Raw genomic sequence first — 19,922 nt, forward strand, 5'->3', positions numbered from 1 at the left:
TATTCGGTAGCTTCCCCTACGATAGTAACACATCTTGGATTCTCTACGCCTATTTCTGCTCTTTTGGATACGAAGCAGAAAGGCCGAGCTTATGCCCGGCCGATGAGAGGATTCGCGTTACAACGTATTATAGATGCTGTCGCATTCTCCCGCGGTCGGTTCGTAGAAGCAGTGCTTCTTCCATCGTCCGACGAACGGCTGATTGTACCAAGTCGGCGGACAGGGCCCCGGATTGTCGAACGAGCCCGGACGGAAATACCATAGGGAGAATTTGGCCGGCCAAACCCGCTCCCCGTTCACGGCCCGTTGCGCCAGACGGCGTTCCCTCTCTCTGGCGTTCTGATAGTACATCCCGTGCTGCAACGCTTCGAACGCATGCGGCTGGTTGATCATTTGGGGGATCGTCCGGATATCTTTGAAATCGGAGCAGTTCCCTCTTATTCGGTTAATGCCGACGTTTCCGACGAGGAGCATGCCGGTTTCGCCTTCGGTTTCCGCTTCCGCTCGCAGCAACCTCGCCAACATGTCGATATCCTGCTTCCTGGCTTTAACGACTGCCATTCGCTCACCTCTTTAGCTGTCTAGGCCATCATATTGTAGGCGAAGCGGATGTGTGACTCCGGCGAGTCAGCAAGCGGTATAATCGCCTCGCTCCGACAATCAGGATGCAACCGATCCACCCGCCGAAGGCGTTCAGGATGAGATCGTCGACGTCGAAGCTGCCGATGGCGAGCACCGCTTGCGAGCCTTCCAGGACCAGGCTGAAGGCGAAGGCGATCGTCGTCGCGCGCGTCAGCGCCAAGCGGTCGCTTCCGAACGCGCCGGGAAGCAGCATGCCGAACGGGATGAACACGGCAATGTTGCCGATGAAGTTCAGCATGCGATGCTCCGTACGCTCGGCCAGCGCGGCGGATATTTCGTGGAACGGGACGAGATTGCCATGCTCGATTCTCCACGCGACGAATCTTGGATTGTCCAGGCTAAACATCAACTGTTGCCACAGCAACCGCGGATCGGCGGGGTGCATTTTGAACAATACGACCTTTACGATTATCCATGCGTAGATCGCCAACAGCGTCCAGACGGCAGCGTCTTTCATGGACACGGAATGCTTCATGGACGAGTCCCTCCTCCCATCTCTGACTGAGCTTTAGTGTATCGAAGATAACTTAAATAGAAGCGGCGAAAAACCTTAAGAAATTCTTAAATGAAAGATTCGGCCATAAAATGATAAAAACCGCGCAGCATCAAGGCTTCGCGGTTTAGGTCTTCTTGTCTGCGAACGTTCGCATCAAGGATTCGTATAGAAGGGTCAGCTCCTCGGAAGGGCGAATGCCGAGCTCCCGGCGAAGCAGCCGAACATAATCCGTATACAGCGCGGTCAAGCCCTGGTGGTCCCCATTCCTCTCGCGTATCGTCATCAACTGGCGGATGACCGACTCGTCCAGCGGATTGCGCTCGTTCAGCTTGAGCAATAGCTTGGAAGCGGTGCTTCGATCTCCCGTCGACAGAAGCGCGGCGGCAAGGCGTTGGACGAACGAGGCGTACATCCGGCTGTAACGTTCGGTTTCATGAATCGCCCATACGTACGCTTTATCTCCGAACAGATCGCCCGTATACAGCCGTTCGACTTCCAGGGCACCGTCCGCTTGACCGGCGTCGATCGTATGAAGCTCTTCCGCCCTCGCTTCGAACGCGACGTAATCGATGACGGCGTCCTTTAATTCGAGCGCATAGCCATCGTTCTCCGAACGCACGGCCTCGCGCAAGCCCAGCGGTTCCAACGACTTGCGCAGCTGGTACACGGTCGTGTTCAAGTAACTCTCCGCGCCGGCTTGCTCCATGCCGCCGAAGATATCCGCAACCAGCTTGGAACGCGGAATGCGTCTGCCTCGGTAGAGCAGGAGATAAGCGAACAGCTCCGTGCATTTGCGCGAGATCCACTTCGCTCGGCCCGCCTCGTTGCTCACGACGACGTCTCCGAGAGCCGTAACGACGATCCCCCCTGCTTGCCGCGTAGCCTGTGCCTGAGACGCCGGCGAATGATAAGCCCGCCAGTTCGCGAGCGCGCGATGTACGGTCCGCTGCAGCCTCTCCTGGGACACCGGCTTGACCAGGTAGTCGATTACCGCGAGTTCATACGCTTCCAGGGCGAAATCTTTGTGCGACGTGACGAACGCAAGTTGAACCGTAGAGCCGATATTGCCAAGCCTTGCGGCGAAAGCGATCCCGTTCTCGCCTTTCATGGAGATATCGACGAGCGCCAGGCCGATATCCGAATGCTCTTGCAAGAAGGAAGCCGCGGACTTCGTATCCGTGAAGGCGCCGACGACCTGAACCTCCGGCAGCTTCCGCAACATGGTGCTCAATATGAGATGCATCGGCGGATCGTCGTCTACCAGAATCACTTTCATGCGCTCTCGCCTCCCTTCCGTCGGTCCATCCCGTCCATCCCGCCCCTTGAGCTGCGTAGAGTAAAGGAGAACGTCGTCCCCGCTCCGGGCACGCTGTCGAACCATAGGCTCCCGCCATGAATCGCGATGAATTCGCGAGTCAGCATCAGCCCGAATCTGGCCTGCCCCGCGCCTTCCTCGGAACTCGGCACTTTGACGAACGTATCGTCTCGGCGGAGCATGTCCGCCGTCTCCTCGTCGATTCCCGCTCCGTTGTCGCGTAGGGTTACCACGATCGTATCCTTGTCCATCGCGGCGCCGATTTCGATCCATCCGCCGATTCCGGTAAACTTGATCGCATTGGATAACAAGTTGCGCAGAATGAGATCGAGCATTTCTTTATCCGCGCTAACCGCAAGCTTCTCGTCGATGCTCTCGCTCATCGCGATGCGCTTCATTTCGGCTTTCGGTTCCGCCAGCAAAAGCGCTTGCCGTACGACCTGCCGCAAATTCCAGCTTAGCGGCCGGAACGCGACATTCCCTCTCTGGCTGCGGTACCAGTCGAGCAAATTCTCGACAAGCTGGAACGTGTTCTGAACCTGTCCCTGGAGTACGCCGAACAATTCGGCATGCTCCTTGTTGTCCTCGTTGCCCGCGGCCAGCTCTTCGCCGAGCAGCTCGGTTAAGCTGACGAGAAGCGCGATCGGATCGCGGATATCGTGGGCCACGACGGTGAACATCTTGTCCTTGAACGCATTCAATTCCAACAGCTGGTTCGCGTTCTCTTGCAGCCTAGCCTCGTTCTCTTTCAACTCCGTAATATCGTTGAACAGGATCATTTTCCCGATCGGCGTGCCCGCGTCGTAGATGAACGATACGCTGCATTGATAATGCTTGTCGCCGCTATCTTGGGATCGGTGGTATGGGAACCGTTCGTTTCCGTTGCGGGAACCCGCGATGGAACGGATCAATTCCGGGTTCGCGGAGAGAACCTCTCCGATCGGCGCGGGGTAATGCTTCGTCGCGGCGAGCTCCGGCAATACGCCTTCGGCCGCCTTGTTGTGGCTGACGATCTGATCCCGATAGTCGAGCAGGATAACGCCGTCCCGGATCGTATCGAACACTTGCGTCAGCGCCAGCGGCGTGAATCGGAGCAGATTGAACCGCAGAATCCCCCACGTATAGACGATGCCGGACACGGCGAAGCCGAATGGCGTCAGATCCGCGACCATCCCGAACCACAACGTCAGATTGAACAGCAAGGGCGCCGCGGCTCCCATGGTCAGCACGATAATCTGCTTGCGCACGATTCGCGAAGACCGCCAATACATCGGGATGAACAGGACGAATCCGCACGACAGCACGAAGTAGTTATACATCGTGTGGACTTGGTACCCGAGCCCTTTGGCCGTTACGTAGAGCGGGAACGACGAGCGATCGTTGACGATATACTGCTCGTAGAACAGGTAATGCCACTCGTTGGTCAGATGGAGGAAGAAGACTCCAGCGGGGATAACGAATAGCGCCGCCGCAAGCTGCTTGCGGTATCGCGATGCCGTCCCGGTAAATTGGATGACCTGGAATAGCCACAGCGTCGTGACGAACGGTATTCCCACGTACTCGATCTGCAGCGATAGCTTCACTTCGTATAGGTTGCGGCTGAGCAACTCGAAAGCGGAGCCGATCGCGTAGAAAGCAGCCCCGATCATAATCAGAATCATCGTTCGGGCGACCGGGAGATGGCGTTTCTGGTAGGACAACCATGCAACGTATAACATGGATCCCGCTGCAAGGAAAAGCAGTAAGGACAGCCATTGTGCGGTGTTCAATGCGGCGTCTCTCCCGACTGTGGAACTGCCGCGCGGGCAGTTCTATGTAAGTAAGCCTCCTTTTCAATATACATGCTTATTCGCCCTGTATCTACCTTCTCTCTTGGGACGGCGTTTGCCGTATGCGGACCCGATCTTTCGAATAGCGCTCCTCAGAGCGTATTATAGACGCTTTCGCATTCTTGCGCGGTCGGTTCGTAGAAGCAGTGCTTCTTGATTAATAAAAACAAGCGATCGCTCTCCTCTCGAGGAGCGATCGCTCGTTTTATTAGAATCGGAACGTATCGTCCGTGATCGGGGCGACCTTCGCCACCGCGTACGTCGAGCCCTTCTGCGAGAAGAAGTCGTACGTCGAACCTTCGTTGCGAATGCCGTTCATGACGATCGGGTTCACTTCCTCGTCCGGGAACATCGTCTCGAAGCCGAGATTCATGAGCGCCTTGTTCGCGTTGTAGCGGACATAGCTCTTCACGTCCGGGCTCAGGCCGGTTTCCGCGTACAGGTCGTTCGTATAGTTCAGCTCGTTATGGTACAAGTCGAGCAACAGCTCGTACGCCCATACCGTCAGTTGCTCCTTCTGCTCCGCGGAGAACTGCTTGAACTTCTGCTGAGCGAAGAAGCCGATCGCGACGCCGTGAATCGATTCGTCCCGCAGAATGAGCGAGATGACTTCCGAGCTGTTGCGCAGCGTGCCTTGTCCGCCCAAGTACAACGGGAAGAAGAAGCCCGAGTAGAACAGGAACGATTCCAGCATGACGGAAGCGAACATCGCCTTCCAGAGCGTTACCGGATCGCCCTCTTCAATCGCGAGATAGACGTCGCTGATGCGCTTCGCTTTGTATTGCAAGTATTCGTTCTGCTTCACCCAGTCGAAGATCACGTCGATCTCCGAGTTCGTGCACAGCGTCGTGAATATATAAGAATACGACTTCGCATGGATCGCTTCGAACGAAGCGAATACGGTATAAAGCGCCTTCTCTTGCAGGTCGGGCGTGAACCGGGCGATTTCGTTCATCCCGATGTTCGTCTGGATCGTGTCGAGCAGCGTAAGGCCGCCGAGCACTTTCTTGTACGTATCCTGATGAGCGAAGTCCTGCCACTGCTTCACGTCTTTGCTGACCGCGATTTCTTCGGGGAACCAGATTTGCTTCCATTGCTGATCCCAGAACACTTTGGTCAGCTCTTGCTGCGTTCTGTTCCAGTTGACGGCTTCGAACGATTTTAGATCGAACACGATACACACTCCTCGATGGTAAGCAGGCGCTGGCGCACGTAGTACACCGTCTTGATGCCTTTCATCCAAGCATAAATGTACAGACGCGCCAATTGCTCGGTCGTCCATTGGTCCGTTACGTACAACGTCATCGAGATGCCTTGGTCGATGTGGCGCTGCGCGGCTGCGTACATGTCGACCATGCGGAACTGATCGATCTCGTAGGCTTCCTTGTACAGCGAGATGTTCTCGTTGTTCAGGAACGGCATCGGGTAGATCGTACGGCTATCGGCATAGTCGCGGATCTCTACCTTCTCCGTGCAAGGCGCCATCGACGCCGTGCTGTTGCGGATGTAGGAGATGCTGCCGGTCGGCGCGATCGCGAGCCGATACGCGTTGAACACGCCGTGCTCCCGCACCTGCTCCTTCAGCTCGGCCCACATCTCCGCCGTGATCGCGGGAACGCTGCCCAGCGCCCGAAGCACCGATTCAGGCAGTTCTTCCGCGGACTTGGAGACGTACGCGTCGAAGTAGCTGCCGTTCGCGTAATCGCTGCGCTCGTAGCCGAAGAACGTCTCTCCCCGCTCTTTGGCGATCTGCATCGAAGCTTGCAGCGAGTAATAGTTGAGTGCCTCCATGAACGCGTCGATGAATTGCACCGCTTCCTTCGATCCGTACATCAGGCCCGCGGACACCAAGTGGCCGTGCAGGTTCATGACGCCGAGTCCGACGGAATGCATGCGGCGGTTCCCGTTGGCGACGGAAGGCACGTTCTTGATGTCGGTCATCATCGAGACGTTGGACAGGAGGCGCATCGCCGTGTCGACCAATTGCTCGAACGACGACTCCTTGGTCGCGTTATGGATGTCGATGGAGCCGAGGTTGCACGAGACGTCCATGCCGTAATCGTTGTCTTTGCCGTGATCGTTAATAATGCTCGTCGTCTGAACCTGCAGAATCTCCGTGCACAGGTTGGACATCTTGACGCGGCCGAGGTCACGCAGCGCGTGCTTGTCGTTCACGTGGTCGTCGAACACCTCGAACGGGTAACCCGACTCGAATTGCGCCTTCTTGACTTCCGTGTAGAGCTTGCGCGCGTTGATGCGCTTGATCTTGCGAACGTTCGGGTTGTCGAGCAGCTCGTAGTACATCTCGCTGATGCTGATCTCGGACATCCGCTTGCCGTATTCCTTGTAGATATCGTAAGGGCTGAACAACACGATGTCCTTGTCGCGCTTCATCAGCTCGAAGAAAATATTCGGCAAGATGATGCCCGTCGACAGCGTGGCCAGCCGGATTTTCTCGTCCGCGTTCGGCTTCTTCGCCGAGATGAAGTTCTCGATGTCGGCATGGAATACGTTCAGGTAAATGACGCCGGAGCCGTTGCGTTGCCCCAATTGGTTCGAGTAGGAGAAGGAGTTCTCGAGCAGCTTGGCGACCGGCATGACGCCGCTCGCGCGGTTCAGGATGCCTTTGATCGGATCGCCGAGCGGGCGCAGATCGGTGACGTTGACCCCTACCCCGCCGCCCAGACGCGACAGCTCCAAGCAGTAGCCGATGTTCTCGGCGATGCTGTTCATCGAATCGTCGATCGTCAGCTTGAAGCAGCTGACGAGCTCGCCGCGCGCCTTCTTGCCGCTGTTGAGCGCGGTCGGCGTCGCCGGCTGGTACGACGACATCATCGCTTCCACCGCGCGCTCCGCAAGCTTCTCGTCGCCTTGGGCCAAGTACAAGGCGATGATGACGATGCGGTCTTCGTATTTCTCGAGAATTTCTTCGCCGTTCCGGCTCTTCATCGCGTAGCTTTCGTAAAACTTGCTCGCGCTCATGAACGACGGGAACCGGAAGTTGTAGGCATACGCCTTATCGTAGAGCCGTTCGATGAACGAGGCATCGTATTGCTGCAGGAATTCGGATTCATAATAGCCTTCGTCCACGAAATAGCGGATCTTCTCTTCCGTGTCGATGAAGTAACGCAGCTTCGCGTTGACGTGCTCCAGGAAATACCGGCGCGTCGCTTCTTTATCCTTCGCGAGATCGAGCTTGCCCGTCCGGCTATATTGGTTCAGGACTTCGTTATTGAGCTTCAGATAAGACTTCATCCGACTTTCTCCTCCCGGAAACATTGCTCGTAATAGCTGCGGATCGCCTCGTAATCGTCGGCGAAGCCGCGCATGTCGATCTTGCGGACGAGCGGTACGCGCCATTGTCGCGCGACGGCTTCGCCGGCACCTCCGAATACGTGGTGCCCGAAGTTGCTGTTGCCGCTCACGATGACGCCGCGGCATTGCGAACCGTTACGGTCCATGAATTGCTTCACGAGTTGCGGTACTTCGCCTAACCCGTCGGTATAAGTGAAGAGCAGGAAAGGCTGCGTAAGCTTAGAGCCCGCATCGATCTCGATCGCGGGCAACTGCAGGCGCGATACGATATATCTGACGTTCCCCGTCCGGCTCGCGAACGCGATCATGCGTTCTGATGCTCCAACCGCTGAACCATTTCGTTCGTATCGAAGATGAACTCGCCGCCGATTTCCAGAACGGGCACGCTTTTCGCGCCGGCTTCCACTAGACGCTCGAACGCTTGCTCGTCGTGATCGACGTTGATGATCTCGACCGCCGCTCCCGCGCGTTGCAATTCGGATTTGATCCACATGCATTTCGGACATACCGTTCTCGTATACAGCTTCATCGTTCATGTCTCCTCTGATCGTCGTCTATTTGACAATAAAAAATACCCTCGTCTCCGGGGGCGTAGGCACGAATCGCGCGCATGAACGCCGGCAACCGATCGCTCGCGCTCCCGCGCGGCGTCGTGCCGATCATCCCGCTCTATTCGTCGCTTTTCCCAGCCCCCGGAGTCATGCTGCTGCGTTCCGGTCAGGCTTGGCTTCGCGTCATCCTCCCGTTCCCTCTCCTTGCCGATCGCACGGCGGAGTCGAACGTTCGACGGCGTTGCAGTTGCGGGGACAGCGCTAGCGTTGTAGTAGCTTCCCTATTAATCTACCGCAATAGCGCCTGGCCGAAACTTGTATGAAATTGAAGTAAAGTCATTGTAGCACACGAGGTCGGAGATTCCAAGATACAGTGTGTATAACCGCAAAAATAGGTATATGGGATCAATATCTAGATGTTGTCAAGAATAAGAAAACCCAAGAGAATCGCGGTCTCTTGGGTTTCGGGCTAGCGAAACGGCAGCTTACTCCTCTATTGCTAGCAGATCGAAATCATCGAAATACGGATATACGTACGGATCCGCGGGAGGCTCGATCGTGCGGACCTCCGTCGCCTCCAACCGAATGATTTCGTTGTCTCTGTATGCCGAAGTCGACAACGTGCCCGTCATGGAGATCCACGTATCGTTCTCCAAAGTCGGGCCCATGGAAGATTGAACGAGGAATCCGTACGGGGTCGCGTCGGCGGAGCAGCATTGCATCGCCATGCGGGAGACGACGAATTCGTTCGCGCCCATGTCGTCCTCTCTGTAGACGAAGCCGCTGATCTCGATGTGCCTGCCTATGAAGTTCTCTTTATACATGTCGAGCATCGTTAGCAGTTCCAGGTAACCTAACGGCTCTACCCGGATCGTATCGCGACCATACAGCCGCTTGCCCAGCTCGGCGAAGTCCAAGCCGTATTCATCCTCGGGAAACAACCTGTCGAGCTCGTCCGCCGACGATTCGACCGGCCGTTCGGCCGGCTGTTCGAACGGTTCGGGTTGCTCCGCCGGTTGGGATTCCGCCGCTTCTTGTTCGGGCGTTGCCTTCGGCGATTCAGCCGGACGTGCCGGGGCAGCCTCTTCGGCTCGCGCGTTCCGCGATTGCGACGCTGACGCCGCGTTCAGGTTCATGCCCTTGACCGCGACGACGTCGCTGCCCATGATCCGATCGGGCAAGGCGAACCCGAGCAGCAGCGGAATGAAGAACAGTCCGTACAGCAGCGCGTTGCCGGACGCCGATCGCGGAGGCTCGTGACCGCAATCGCAAGCCGGCTCGCCGCGATGCCTGTCGGCGCTTCGAATGGCAAGGAAGGCATAGAACCCCGCGAGCGCGAACATGGCCAGCGCGCCGTACTTTACGTAAGGGATCATTCGCGGGACGATGTACCATTGCAGCTTATCTGCTTGCTCCAGATGCACGACGTACCACGATAAGGCGGCCAAGATCGCCGCTCTGATCCAGTAATGCGCCGTCATGCTGCGTTGCTCCTTCATCTTCCGATCTCCCCCTTCGCCTTCCTTCGTCAACCCCATAACAAGCTGCCGACCGCCCACGATCCGACGAGTACCGTGACGGCAATGCAAGCGGCCAGCAATAGAACGAATTTCGCTTTGAATACCGACAGCAGCATGAGCGTGTTTTTGAAGTCCAGCATCGGTCCGAATACGAGGAAGGTCAATAGCGAGCCCATGGAGAACGTGCTCGCGAACGTAGAGGCGACGAAGGCGTCGGACGTCGAGCAGAGCGACAGCATGTACGCGAATCCCATCATGAATAGATGCGAGGCGGCCTCTCCTTGCCCGATGCCGGCGATGTCCGAGCGCGGAACGAACGCTTGGACGGCCGCGGTAACGAGCGATCCGGCGATCAAGTACTTGCCCATGTCGAAAAACTCGTCGCCGGCGTGAGTGAACATCTCCGTGAACTTGTTGGACCGTTGCTCGCGGGGATGGACATGATGATGATGATCATGATGGTCATGGCGTGAGTGTTCCGAGGCCTGTCGAGACTCTCGCAACGGGTTGCCCTTCACGAAGAAGTAGACGATCAGTCCGATCGCGATGCCGACGGCGGCAGCCAGTCCCATGCGGGCGTACGCCATCTCGGGCTGCGAACGGAACGCGGCGAACGTCGCGGAGAACACGATCGGGTTGACGATCGGACCGACGAGGATGAATACGATTCCGACGTATAGGGGCATCCCCTTGGCGACGAGCCTGCGCACGATCGGAATCATCCCGCATTCGCAGAGAGGGAATACGATGCCGAGCAAGCAGGCGGCCATCGCGCCGAGTACCGGATGCTTCGGAATCCAACGCCGGAACCAGCTGTCCGGGATGAACGCGTGCATGAACGACGAGACGACGACCCCGAGCAGCAAGAACGGCATCGCCTCGAGGAAGATGCTGATCAGCATCGTCTTGAACGTATGGATTCCGCCGCCGGAAGCCGACGTTAATAGATCCGCCGCGATCGTAGGTTGGATCGCGAAGAGCAGAATGGCGCCGATGACGAGCAGGAAGGATGCGTGTACTCTCCACGAATCCGGCAATGCCGAAGTCTTCACGTTCGTTACCGCCCTTAAATAGTAATTATTACGTATAAGTTCAAGATATCAGGGAAATTGTCCCTCAGTCAACCGCGACTTCGATAAGCGAACCACGCGCCGGCCCCGCATAGCCATCCGCAGATCATGTACATCGTCGAATAAGAGAGGGCATCGGCCAACGGGCCCATGGCGATCGCGCCGAGCGACACGCCCATGTCCGCCGTCGCGATGAACAGGCCGAGGAGCGCGTTGCGGTTCTCCCGCGGCAGCGCGAAGCTCAAATACGTCGTCAATGCCGGATAGAGAAGCGCCTGGGAGACGCCCGCAAGCATCGCGCCGGCATAGAACGGGAGCGCCCCGCCGTGCGCGGACAGACCGACGAGCAACGCGGCGGCAGCCGCCGCGAGCATCATTCCCGCAGCGAACCGGCTCCGCCAGACGCCGTCCGAAGGGATTCGTTTGCGCAAGGCGAATCTGGCGGCGACGACGACGCCCGCCTGCAGCATCAGATAGATGCCGGCTTGCCCGCCTTCTACTTCCGCGGCGTACAGCGGGACGAACGCCGCGATCGCGCCGAACGCGACCGATGCCGTCGCCATCAGCGCGCCGCACCGGAGCGCTCGCCGGTTCCGAACGAACGTCGCGAAGACGTTGCCGGTCGCCTCCCGAGGCGGCGAGGCCCCCCTCGCGCGGCCGGAACCGTGAACCGCTCTCGCGGCGCGATAACCCGCGCCTCCCGTAACGGCGGCGAGAACGATCATGACCAGCGAGAATCCGTGCGGCGCCTCGGACTGCCAGATGCCGATCGCGATCAGGGGGCCGACGATGCCGGGGATATAAGCGCATAAGGAATACAGGGAGATTCCTTGAGAGCGTTCCTTATCGGGCAAAGCGTCGATGATGCCGATCTGTAGCGACATGGAGAAGAACGCCGTGCATGCGCCTTGCAGCATTCTGGCGACGAGATAGCCCTCGACTCCCGAATAGGCGTACAGAATCAGCGCGAATCCGTGAACGAACAGTACCGTGCTCAGCACTAAAGACGGTCCATATCGATCGATGATCGCGCCGGCCCAGGGACGCACGAACATCGTCGTGAACAAGTAGGCTCCCATAACGATGCCGATCGTCGCGTTATCGGCGCCGAGCGACTCCGCCTTCAGCGGCAGGATGACGTTCAAGATCGCGTTCGCGCCGAAGTAGAACAAGGTTAAGACGTACAGCCGTAAGTAAGGCCGCGATAAAGCCCCCATCGCTTCCGTTGCTCCTCTCTCCCGTCGCGGTTACGCGAGGATCGTCCGCAGCAGTCGTTGCGCGTATTCGGAACGAGCGTCCTTCAACCTCTCGACTTCGATCGTCTCCTCGGCGCGGCCTGCCCGGATGATCATGATCCGATCGCATAGATACGCCGCGGCTTGGATGTCGTGCGTGATGAACAGGCAGCTCGAGTTGCCGCGTTCCTTAATGGATCTCAGCGTTTCGAGCACCTGCATCTGTATGGAACCGTCGAGCGAGCTGATCGCTTCGTCGAGCAACAGGCATTTCGGCTTCGTCGCGACGGCTCTGGCGATGCATACGCGCTGCGCCTCTCCGCCCGACAATTCGTGCGCGTGCCTGCGTCTGTACGACGGATCCAAGCCGGCTTCCGTCAACGACTCGTCGATCGCCCTATCGCGCTCCGACGGACTCATCCCGCGCAGCCGCAACGGTTCCATGACGGCTTGCTCCACCCGATAGAACGGGTTGATCGAAGACGCGTAGTCTTGGAATACGGCGCTGACGTTCGTCCTTCTCGTCCTGCGGTCGAACATGTCGCGTCCTTCGAATCGTACCGTCCCGCCGTCCGGCTTCTCGATGCCCAAGACCAGCCGGCCCAACGTCGACTTGCCGCTGCCGCTCTCGCCGATGATGCCCAGACATTCCCCTTGCGGCAAGTCGAAGCTGATCGGCCCCACCGCATGACGCTTGCGCGAAGAGAACCATCCGCCTTCCCGGTACGACTTCCGTACCCGATCAACGCTCAGCATCGTCTTCGCCTCCCATGAGGTTCCTATAGCGCCTATGCAACGCCTGCTTCGCGGTCGCGAGATCGCGCGTATAGACATGCCGGGGCTCCGCGAATAGCCGCTCGGTCTCCCCGCTCTCTACGACGGCTCCGTCCCGCATGACGACGATGTCGTCCGCGACTTTCCTGACGACGCCCATGTCGTGGGAGACGACGAGCATCGAGCAACCGCTGCGCTCCCTTAGCCGGACGAGCTGGTTCACGACTTCGAATTGCGACACCGTGTCCAGCGCCGTCGTCGGTTCGTCCGCGATGATCAGATCCGGCTCCAGCACGAGCGCGATCGCGATCATCAAGCGTTGCAGCATGCCGCCCGACAATTGATGGGGATATCGCGTCATGACCGCCGCCGGATCGCGCAGCATGACGCTATCCATGGCGGATAACGTCTTGTCGCGAATAACGTCGGCGCTCCAATCGAAGTGCGAAGCGATCGTCTCCTTCAATTGCGCGCCTACCGTTCGGGAAGGATCGAACGCGCGCATGCCGTTCTGCACGATCATGCATACGCGGCGGCCGCGATACCGTCTGATCGCCTTATCCGGCAACGCGCTCAAGTTCTCTCCCCGGAACACGATGTCTCCGGTCTGACGAAGGCGAGGATCGTTCAAGCGGACGATCGACCGGCAGGTTAACGATTTCCCGCTCCCGCTCTCGCCGACGATGGCCAGACAGCTGCCTTCGGCGATACGGAACGAACAGTCCGACACGAGCGTCCTCCCCGCGGCGGCGTCCCGAATCGTCAAGTTCGATACCTTCAATAGCTCGTTCAAGGTTCAGGCCGCCTCTCTTCCGCGAATCGTCCCGGGGAATCGGAAGGCTCGCTGCTTCCTATCTGGCTTGGATCCGATCAACTTGGGGTCCAGCGCCGTCTGGAGCGAATCGGACAACCAGTTGATCGCGCAGACGACGACGATGATCGCCAGCCCCGGAGCGAGCATAAGCTCGGGCTTGGAGAACATGACGCCTCTCGCTTCGTTCAGCATCATGCCCCACTCCGGATTCGGCGCCTGAATGCCGAGGCCAAGGAACGAGAAGCCGGATAGCTGCAAGATCATCGAGCCGAAGGAGCTGCTGGAGATGACGGCGATATCCGGCAAGGACACCGGAACGACGTGCCGGAACATGATCGTAAGCGGACTTGCGCCGATCGCCTTGGCGAACTTGACGTAATCGTTCTCCGCGATGTGCATGACGGACGTCCGGATGACTCGCGCGAACCAGGCCCACTTGCTGACGACGATCGCGATCATCATCTTGTCCAATCCGACCCCCAGGATGCCGATCATGGCGAGCGTCATGACATATCCCGGAAAAGACAGCATGACATCGCACGCGCGCATCAGGACGGCATCCGTAACGCCGCGGAAATACCCGGCCAGCAAGCCGACGATCGCGCCGATCGCGACCGTGGACGCCAGCGCGGCGAGCACCCACAGCACGCTCGGGCGGATGCCGTAGATTAATCGGGAGAGGACGCACCGTCCCAGTTGGTCGTTGCCGAGCCAGTAGCTCCACGAAGGTCCCGCGTACCGGAGCTCCATCCGGACCGCGAACGGATCGTGGGGCGCGAACCACGGCGCGAGCAAGCCGGCGACGACGACCAGCGACACGACGGCCGCCGAACACGCTGCCATCTTGTCTCGGAACAGCCGGTTCAGGAAGGTCATTGCGATCCCCTCCTTAGTTTCGGGTTCAACGACGCTCCCGCGATGTCGGCCAATAGGTTGAACAGAACGAATACGGCCGCCAGCACGATGACGTACGCCTGTATGATCGGCACGTCCCTGCTCATGATCGCCTTCACGCTTAAGAAGCCGACGCCGGGCCAGGCGAACACGTTCTCGACGACGACGGTGCTTCCCAAGATAATCGGACAAGCCATGCAGAACACCGATACCGCGACTTGCATCGAATTGCGCAGCGCGCGCGCGATCACCTTCCGTTCGGGCAGTCCGCACGCCCTCCCGTATAAGACGTAGTCTTCGTTCAACCGGCCGATCATCGCGCTTCTGACGATCCGGAAGTAGATGCCCGCGTAGCCCGCCGTCAGCACCGTTACCGGCAAGACGTAATTAGCGAGCCCGTCCGCGCCGCTCGTCGGCAGCAGATCGAGCTTGACGGCCGCCAGCCAGATCAGCATCGGCGCAAGCCAATAAGGCGGCATGGCGCCAAGAACGAACGAGATGCCCCTAACGGAGCGATCCAGCGGACGGCCCGGCTTGAGTGCGCAGAACGCGCCCAAGGCAAAGGACGTCGCGACGATCGCGGCGAGGGATACGAGCGTCAGCCTGAAGGTGTGCGCAAGCGCCGGTCCCAGCACGGACCATACCGGCTCCCCGGTCACGTAGGATCGTCCGAAGTCCAATCGCAGGCAGGCGGCGAGCCATTGCCCGTATCGTTGCCAATACGGCAAATCCAGCCCGAATTCCGTCCGGGTTAGCGCGATCAGCTCGTCGGTAACCTGCGGAACGCCTTGCGCTTGCAAGATCGCCGTCGCGGGATCCATCGGACCGAGCTGAATCAATCCGAACGTCAAGAACGAGATCATCAATAGCATCGGAATCGCGAATGCCGCACGAGCGGCTACGTAACTGCCCATGCGAACCTCCTTCGGTCGCGAGCGGCCGTCATTCGTAGTACATGCGTTCGAACGGCAGCTCGAATTGCGTCTGCTTGAAGGCGACGCCCTGCAGGTTCGCCGGCGCGACGATCGTTACCCCGCCGTTCGTAAGCGGAATGAATACGGCTTCGTCATGAACGGTCTCCAGGATATCCGCGTACAGGGAGCGGCGTTCCGCCTCGTCCATCGTGACCATGACCCGCTCAATGTTCCGGTAGAGCGCTTGGGCGTCCGGGATTCCTTCGGTCGTATGAAGATAGGCCGCTTCGGACGTGAAGGCCGCGATCGTGCTCTGCGGGTCGTAGGCGAGCCCCCAGGTTTGATTGAACAGCAGCTCGTAATCCCCGGAAGCTCTTCGGTTCGCGATCGAAGCGGACTCCTCGCCGACGAGCGCGAGTTCCATGCCGATCGTCGAGAGCGAGCTTTGAATGAACTCGGCTTGCGTCTTCTGCGACGGGGAATTCGAATCGTAGTATAGCTTCGCGGCGAGCGCCTTGCCGTCTCTAGAGCGGCTCTTCTTCCCGTTCTCGTGCTTCCAGCCCGCCTCTTCCAGTAGCTTGTTCGCCTTATCGGAGTCGAAGGCGCGAGGCTCCAGAGGGACGTCGGCGTAATTGACGTTCGGCGAGAAGAGCGTCTCGGCCGGCGTCTCGGCGCCGCCCATGATCCGTTCGGCGATCGCGCCGCGGTCGATCGCATGCCAGATCGCTTCGCGAACGGCCTTCTCGCTCACCGGGCTGGCCGAGTTGCCGCTATTCGCGACGATCATCTTCGTGTTCATCGGCTTGCTGCGGGTCAAGCGGTAGTCGCCGGAGTCCGCCAGCGATTGCATCGCATCGGCGTCGATGCCGTCGGCGCCCCGGTCGTCGGTGAAGACGAAGTCGACCTCTCCGCTTCGCAGCGCGAGATACGTCGTCTCTCCGGCCGGGAGAACCTTCGCGGTGATCGTATCCAGCTTCGGCGCGCCGCCCCAATATTCATCGTTGGCTTCGAATATCGCATACCGATCGGCCTTATGCTCGGCAAGCCGATAAGGGCCGGTGCCATGATAGCCGTCGACCCCATTCTTGGATTCCCCGTCGATCAGATCCCGTGGCGAGAGGAATACGTACGGCCTCGTCATCGATAGCTCCAGCAACGTCGGATAATAGGGTTCCGACAGGACTAGCGCAAGCGTATATTCGTCTATCGCGCGGACGTCGGCGATCTTCGCGGACAGCTTGATCCAAGCGTGCTTGGCCGCGTTGCTCTGCACGGCTTCGATGTTGCGCTTCGCCGCTTCCGCGTTGAACGGCTCGCCGTCGTGGAACGTAACGCCTTGCCGGAGACGGAACGTATAGACCTTGCCGTCCTCCGAGATGTCCCACGATTCCGCGAGCAGCGGCTGAATGCCCGCCTCCGTGTTCTCGACGAGAGATTCGAAGACCATGCCTTGCGCGGGCATCGATCCCGCGTACAGATGAGGATTAATGTCATTAATATCTTTGGCCGTCGCGTACGTCAGCCCCCGCGCGGCTTCCCCCGCCGGAACGTTATCGTCGTTGCAGGCCGTCAAGAGTACGGCCGCGATCATACCGGCGCCTAGCAGCTTGCTCCAATGCCGTTTCATACGAATCTCCCCTTATCCCCTTGTTCGTTAAATCATCGTTACATCATCGGTTCAAGCGCGTTCGGCAGTTCGTCCTTGAATCCGCCCCAGTCTTGCTGCATCTCGGCGTCGGTCAACAGGCAGTCGTCGAGCGAAGCGACGAGTCGCTCCCGGTCCATGCCGATGCCGATGTACACGACCTTGTTGATCCGATCCCCGTGATCCGGCGACCAGCTCTTGCGTAGCTCCGGATCCTCTTCCAAGTAGGACTCGCGCTCTTCCGGCGGCAGCGTCGCGACCCAGTAGCCGGCCGGCCCGAACTGTACGGAGGGTCCGGCTTGACTGATCCGCTGCCCGACGTCGTTGCGGCTGGCGACCCACATGATCCCTTTGGCGCGCACGATCTCCTCGGGCCAGTCTTCCATCCAGGCCATCAGCCGGCCGGGATGGAACGGAATCGCTCTTTCGTAGACGAACGAGGCGATGCCGTATTCCTCCGTCTCGGGCGTATGTACCGGCTTCTCCAGCTCCTTCAGCCAACCTGCGGAGCGGCTTGCCTCGTCGAAGTCGAACAACCCGGTATTCAAGATCTCGGCGGGATCAACTTGCCCGCCGACCGTCCTAAGCAGCTTCGCCCTCGGTTGCAGCTTGCGAAGCATCGCTTCCAACTGCAGCAACTCGTCTTCGGCGATCATGTCGCACTTGTTCAGCAGCAGCACGTCGCAAAATTCGATCTGATCGATCAGTAAGTCCACGACGTCTCTCGTATCGTCGTCTCCGATCGCTTGGGAACGCTCCAACAGCGATTCTCCCGAGGAGAAGTCGTGCCAGAACCGGTTAGCGTCGACGACCGTGACCATACAATCGAGGCGGCACAGCTTCGTCAGATCGATGCCGTGTTCCTCGTCGATATACGTGAACGTCTGGGCGACGGGAACCGGCTCCCCGACGCCGGTCGATTCAATCAGGATGTAATCGAACCGTCCGTCCCTCGCCAGCCTCTCAACTTCTCGCAGCAAGTCTTCCCGGAGCGTGCAGCAGATGCAGCCGTTGGACATCTCGACCAGTTTCTCCTCCGTTCTCGACAATCCGCCGCCTTCCTTGACGAGCGCGGCGTCGATATTGACCTCGCTCAAGTCGTTGACGATGACGGCGACCTTCAAGCCTTCGCGATTGTTCAGTACGTGATTCAGCACGGTCGTCTTTCCTGCGCCCAAGTAGCCGCTTAGCACGGTTACGGGAATTTTGTTCATGTCCGCTCCTCCTTTAAGTGTAATTATTACGATTATTACCGATTAAGAAACCGGATCTCTTGCCGGGATCCGGTTTCTTAATCGGAATGAATAAGTTGAGTTGCGTTTTAATCGTAATTATTACAATTACGAACGATATCAGATCGCCTTTCCCGCGTCAACCCTAAAATGCATTTTCACGGAATATCCACGTTAATGGCTCTTAGGAGTCATTAACGAGAGTACGCGATTGCGACTATACTCAATGCGGATAGTGACGTTGCAAGAGCGGAGGAAGATGACATTGAACGATATCGCGGCACCCGTAATCCCTTCTGAGGCGCATAAACCCCAGAGGACGCAGAACGTTAAACAAGCCGTATTCCAGGCGGTATGGAGATGGCACTTCTATGCCGGCATCATCTTCGCGCCGTTCCTGATTATCTTGGCGGTGAGCGGCTCGATGTACCTGTTCAAGCCTCAAATCGAAGGATACTTGTATAAGGATATGCTTACCGTTAGCGAAGCAGGCAAGCATGCCCTATCACCGGGCGCTGTGGTCGCGAAGACGGAGAATGAACATCCAGGAGCCGTAGTATCTTCGATTACGTTGATGCAAGACCCGATGGATACGTACAAGTTGTCCGTCACCCATTCGGATGGGCCGATGACGATGTATGCCGACCCGTTCACAGGCAATATCAAAGGCTCGTTGGAAAGCGACAAAACGTTTTCGGCGTTTTTCAAGAAGATGCATAGCGAGTTGGTCGTCGGCGGCACGTGGGCGAACCGTCTAGTCGAACTAGCCGCCTGCTGGGCGCTTATTCTCGTGATGACCGGACTTATTCTGTGGTGGCCGCGCAACAGAGCGGGAATCAAGGGCACGATCGTACCTCGGCTCGGCAAGCCGGGAAGTCGCACGTTCTGGCGCGATCTCCATGCCGTTCCCGCGTTCTGGCTGTCCATCTTGCTAGTCGTCATGATCTTATCGGGTTTGCCGTGGTCCGGCGTATTCGGAGAGCGGATCAGCAAGCTGGCGGATTCGACGAACACGAACGCGCCGCCGTTCGCCTACAGCTTCGGCGCCAAGCCGGCGTCGGTTACCGTAGCCAAGGATATCGCGGAAGACTTGCCGTGGGCCGCGGAGAATTTGCCCGTCCCCGCTTCGTCCGCAAGCGGCGGATACATTTCCCTCGGAGTAGACGACGCGGCGAAGATCGCAGATCGTCAGAACGTGCTGAAGCCGTATACGATTACGCTGCCGCGCGGCGAGGCAGGCGTGTACACCGTATCGACGGTCCACGACAAACCGGGCAACGACGCAACGCTTCATATCGACCAATTCAGCGGAGCGGTACTGACGGATGTCCGGTTCGCGGATTACGGCATTATGGCAAAGCTGATCTCATGGGGAATCGCCTTCCATGAAGGCAGACTGTTCGGCTTGGCTAATCAATTGCTCGGTCTAGCGGCGGCGCTTGGACTGATTCTGATGGCGATCAGCTCGTATGTGATGTGGCGCAAGCGCAAACCGCAAGGGCTAGGCGCCCCTTCAAGATCGAGCAACCGCCCGGTATCGGTTGCCGTTCTGATCCTGCTGCTGATCTGCGGAGCAATCATGCCGCTCGTCGGCATCTCCCTGATCGCGGTCGTCTTGCTGGATTGGCTCGTCATTCGAAGAATCAAGCCGCTTAGGCATTGGTTCTCTGCTTAGG

18 protein-coding genes and 1 riboswitch are annotated in these 19,922 nt (G+C 58.5%); of the genes, 1 reads left to right on the top strand and 17 read right to left on the bottom strand.

Going from position 1 to position 19,922, the window contains the following annotated elements; all coding sequences use genetic code 11:
- Positions 1 to 117: 117 nt before the first annotated feature.
- From ACFQZG_RS00280 to ACFQZG_RS00360, 17 genes are all read right to left on the bottom strand, one after another.
- The gene (locus tag ACFQZG_RS00280) at positions 118 to 561 is read right to left on the bottom strand and encodes a cell wall hydrolase (RefSeq protein ID WP_378149005.1); all 444 of its coding nucleotides are present in this window, start codon (positions 559 to 561) and stop codon (positions 118 to 120) included.
- A gap of 28 nt (positions 562 to 589) precedes the next feature.
- On the bottom strand, positions 590 to 1,117 hold the full coding sequence (locus tag ACFQZG_RS00285) for a VanZ family protein (protein ID WP_378149006.1): 528 nt from the start codon (positions 1,115 to 1,117) through the stop codon (positions 590 to 592).
- 145 nt (positions 1,118 to 1,262) lie between these two features.
- Positions 1,263 to 2,414, bottom strand: coding sequence for a response regulator (locus ACFQZG_RS00290; RefSeq protein ID WP_378149008.1), 1,152 nt, complete (start codon positions 2,412 to 2,414; stop codon positions 1,263 to 1,265).
- Positions 2,411 to 4,222, bottom strand: a complete 1,812-nt coding sequence (locus tag ACFQZG_RS00295; RefSeq protein WP_378149009.1) for a sensor histidine kinase — start codon at positions 4,220 to 4,222, stop codon at positions 2,411 to 2,413. The genes ACFQZG_RS00290 and ACFQZG_RS00295 overlap by 4 nt, the downstream gene beginning before the upstream one ends.
- Before the next feature lie 268 nt (positions 4,223 to 4,490).
- Positions 4,491 to 5,456, bottom strand: coding sequence for a class 1b ribonucleoside-diphosphate reductase subunit beta (gene nrdF, locus ACFQZG_RS00300; RefSeq protein WP_378149010.1), 966 nt, complete (start codon positions 5,454 to 5,456; stop codon positions 4,491 to 4,493).
- Complete coding sequence (nrdE, locus tag ACFQZG_RS00305; RefSeq protein ID WP_378149011.1) at positions 5,444 to 7,537, bottom strand: class 1b ribonucleoside-diphosphate reductase subunit alpha; 2,094 nt, start codon at positions 7,535 to 7,537, stop codon at positions 5,444 to 5,446. The genes nrdF and nrdE overlap by 13 nt, the downstream gene beginning before the upstream one ends.
- Positions 7,534 to 7,905: a class Ib ribonucleoside-diphosphate reductase assembly flavoprotein NrdI gene (nrdI, locus tag ACFQZG_RS00310; protein WP_378149012.1), complete on the bottom strand. Its 372-nt coding sequence runs from the start codon at positions 7,903 to 7,905 to the stop codon at positions 7,534 to 7,536. Before nrdI ends, nrdE begins: the two co-directional genes overlap by 4 nt.
- Positions 7,902 to 8,126, bottom strand: a complete 225-nt coding sequence (locus ACFQZG_RS00315; RefSeq protein WP_378149014.1) for a glutaredoxin family protein — start codon at positions 8,124 to 8,126, stop codon at positions 7,902 to 7,904. The genes nrdI and ACFQZG_RS00315 overlap by 4 nt, the downstream gene beginning before the upstream one ends.
- Before the next feature lie 170 nt (positions 8,127 to 8,296).
- Positions 8,297 to 8,481, bottom strand: a riboswitch (cobalamin riboswitch).
- 152 nt (positions 8,482 to 8,633) lie between these two features.
- Complete coding sequence (locus ACFQZG_RS00320) at positions 8,634 to 9,647, bottom strand: TIGR03943 family putative permease subunit (RefSeq protein WP_378149015.1); 1,014 nt, start codon at positions 9,645 to 9,647, stop codon at positions 8,634 to 8,636.
- Between the two features lie 29 nt (positions 9,648 to 9,676).
- Positions 9,677 to 10,705: a permease gene (locus ACFQZG_RS00325; RefSeq protein WP_378150413.1), complete on the bottom strand. Its 1,029-nt coding sequence runs from the start codon at positions 10,703 to 10,705 to the stop codon at positions 9,677 to 9,679.
- Between the two features lie 83 nt (positions 10,706 to 10,788).
- Positions 10,789 to 11,955, bottom strand: coding sequence for a staphylopine family metallophore export MFS transporter CntE (cntE, locus tag ACFQZG_RS00330; protein ID WP_378149017.1), 1,167 nt, complete (start codon positions 11,953 to 11,955; stop codon positions 10,789 to 10,791).
- Between the two features lie 30 nt (positions 11,956 to 11,985).
- Entirely contained in the window at positions 11,986 to 12,729 is a 744-nt protein-coding gene (locus ACFQZG_RS00335; protein ID WP_378149019.1) for an ABC transporter ATP-binding protein, read from the bottom strand.
- Complete coding sequence (cntD, locus tag ACFQZG_RS00340; protein ID WP_378149020.1) at positions 12,716 to 13,540, bottom strand: staphylopine uptake ABC transporter ATP-binding protein CntD; 825 nt, start codon at positions 13,538 to 13,540, stop codon at positions 12,716 to 12,718. Before cntD ends, ACFQZG_RS00335 begins: the two co-directional genes overlap by 14 nt.
- 3 nt (positions 13,541 to 13,543) lie before the next feature.
- Positions 13,544 to 14,437 carry a staphylopine uptake ABC transporter permease subunit CntC gene (gene cntC / locus ACFQZG_RS00345; protein ID WP_378149022.1) on the bottom strand — a complete coding sequence of 298 codons (894 nt, stop codon included), beginning with the start codon at positions 14,435 to 14,437 and terminating at the stop codon, positions 13,544 to 13,546.
- The gene (gene opp1B / locus ACFQZG_RS00350; RefSeq protein ID WP_378149023.1) at positions 14,434 to 15,369 is read right to left on the bottom strand and encodes a nickel/cobalt ABC transporter permease; all 936 of its coding nucleotides are present in this window, start codon (positions 15,367 to 15,369) and stop codon (positions 14,434 to 14,436) included. The genes cntC and opp1B overlap by 4 nt, the downstream gene beginning before the upstream one ends.
- Positions 15,370 to 15,397: 28 nt before the next feature.
- The gene (gene cntA, locus ACFQZG_RS00355) at positions 15,398 to 16,996 is read right to left on the bottom strand and encodes a staphylopine-dependent metal ABC transporter substrate-binding lipoprotein (RefSeq protein ID WP_378149025.1); all 1,599 of its coding nucleotides are present in this window, start codon (positions 16,994 to 16,996) and stop codon (positions 15,398 to 15,400) included.
- 38 nt (positions 16,997 to 17,034) lie between these two features.
- Positions 17,035 to 18,228 (bottom strand): GTP-binding protein, encoded by a 1,194-nt coding sequence (locus ACFQZG_RS00360; RefSeq protein ID WP_378149027.1) that lies wholly within the window; start codon positions 18,226 to 18,228, stop codon positions 17,035 to 17,037.
- A gap of 277 nt (positions 18,229 to 18,505) precedes the next feature.
- Between ACFQZG_RS00360 and ACFQZG_RS00365 the strand changes: the two genes are divergently transcribed.
- Positions 18,506 to 19,921 carry a PepSY-associated TM helix domain-containing protein gene (locus ACFQZG_RS00365; protein WP_378149028.1) on the top strand — a complete coding sequence of 472 codons (1,416 nt, stop codon included), beginning with the start codon at positions 18,506 to 18,508 and terminating at the stop codon, positions 19,919 to 19,921.
- Position 19,922 lies beyond the last annotated feature (1 nt).

It is taken from the genome of Cohnella sp. GCM10027633 (assembly GCF_042675445.1).
Taxonomy (GTDB): domain Bacteria; phylum Bacillota; class Bacilli; order Paenibacillales; family Paenibacillaceae; genus Cohnella.

Coding starts and splice junctions, on each gene's coding strand:
- ACFQZG_RS00290 (WP_378149008.1), bottom strand. CDS start 2,414: ATGAAAGTGATTCTGGTAGACGACGATCCGCCGATGCATCTCATATTG.
- nrdE (WP_378149011.1), bottom strand. CDS start 7,537: ATGAAGTCTTATCTGAAGCTCAATAACGAAGTCCTGAACCAATATAGC.
- ACFQZG_RS00285 (WP_378149006.1), bottom strand. CDS start 1,117: ATGAAGCATTCCGTGTCCATGAAAGACGCTGCCGTCTGGACGCTGTTG.
- ACFQZG_RS00280 (WP_378149005.1), bottom strand. CDS start 561: ATGGCAGTCGTTAAAGCCAGGAAGCAGGATATCGACATGTTGGCGAGG.
- cntC (WP_378149022.1), bottom strand. CDS start 14,437: ATGACCTTCCTGAACCGGCTGTTCCGAGACAAGATGGCAGCGTGTTCG.
- ACFQZG_RS00320 (WP_378149015.1), bottom strand. CDS start 9,647: ATGAAGGAGCAACGCAGCATGACGGCGCATTACTGGATCAGAGCGGCG.
- nrdI (WP_378149012.1), bottom strand. CDS start 7,905: ATGATCGCGTTCGCGAGCCGGACGGGGAACGTCAGATATATCGTATCG.
- opp1B (WP_378149023.1), bottom strand. CDS start 15,369: ATGGGCAGTTACGTAGCCGCTCGTGCGGCATTCGCGATTCCGATGCTA.
- cntA (WP_378149025.1), bottom strand. CDS start 16,996: ATGAAACGGCATTGGAGCAAGCTGCTAGGCGCCGGTATGATCGCGGCC.
- ACFQZG_RS00365 (WP_378149028.1), top strand. CDS start 18,506: ATGACATTGAACGATATCGCGGCACCCGTAATCCCTTCTGAGGCGCAT.
- ACFQZG_RS00315 (WP_378149014.1), bottom strand. CDS start 8,126: ATGAAGCTGTATACGAGAACGGTATGTCCGAAATGCATGTGGATCAAA.
- ACFQZG_RS00335 (WP_378149019.1), bottom strand. CDS start 12,729: ATGCTGAGCGTTGATCGGGTACGGAAGTCGTACCGGGAAGGCGGATGG.
- ACFQZG_RS00360 (WP_378149027.1), bottom strand. CDS start 18,228: ATGAACAAAATTCCCGTAACCGTGCTAAGCGGCTACTTGGGCGCAGGA.
- cntE (WP_378149017.1), bottom strand. CDS start 11,955: ATGGGGGCTTTATCGCGGCCTTACTTACGGCTGTACGTCTTAACCTTG.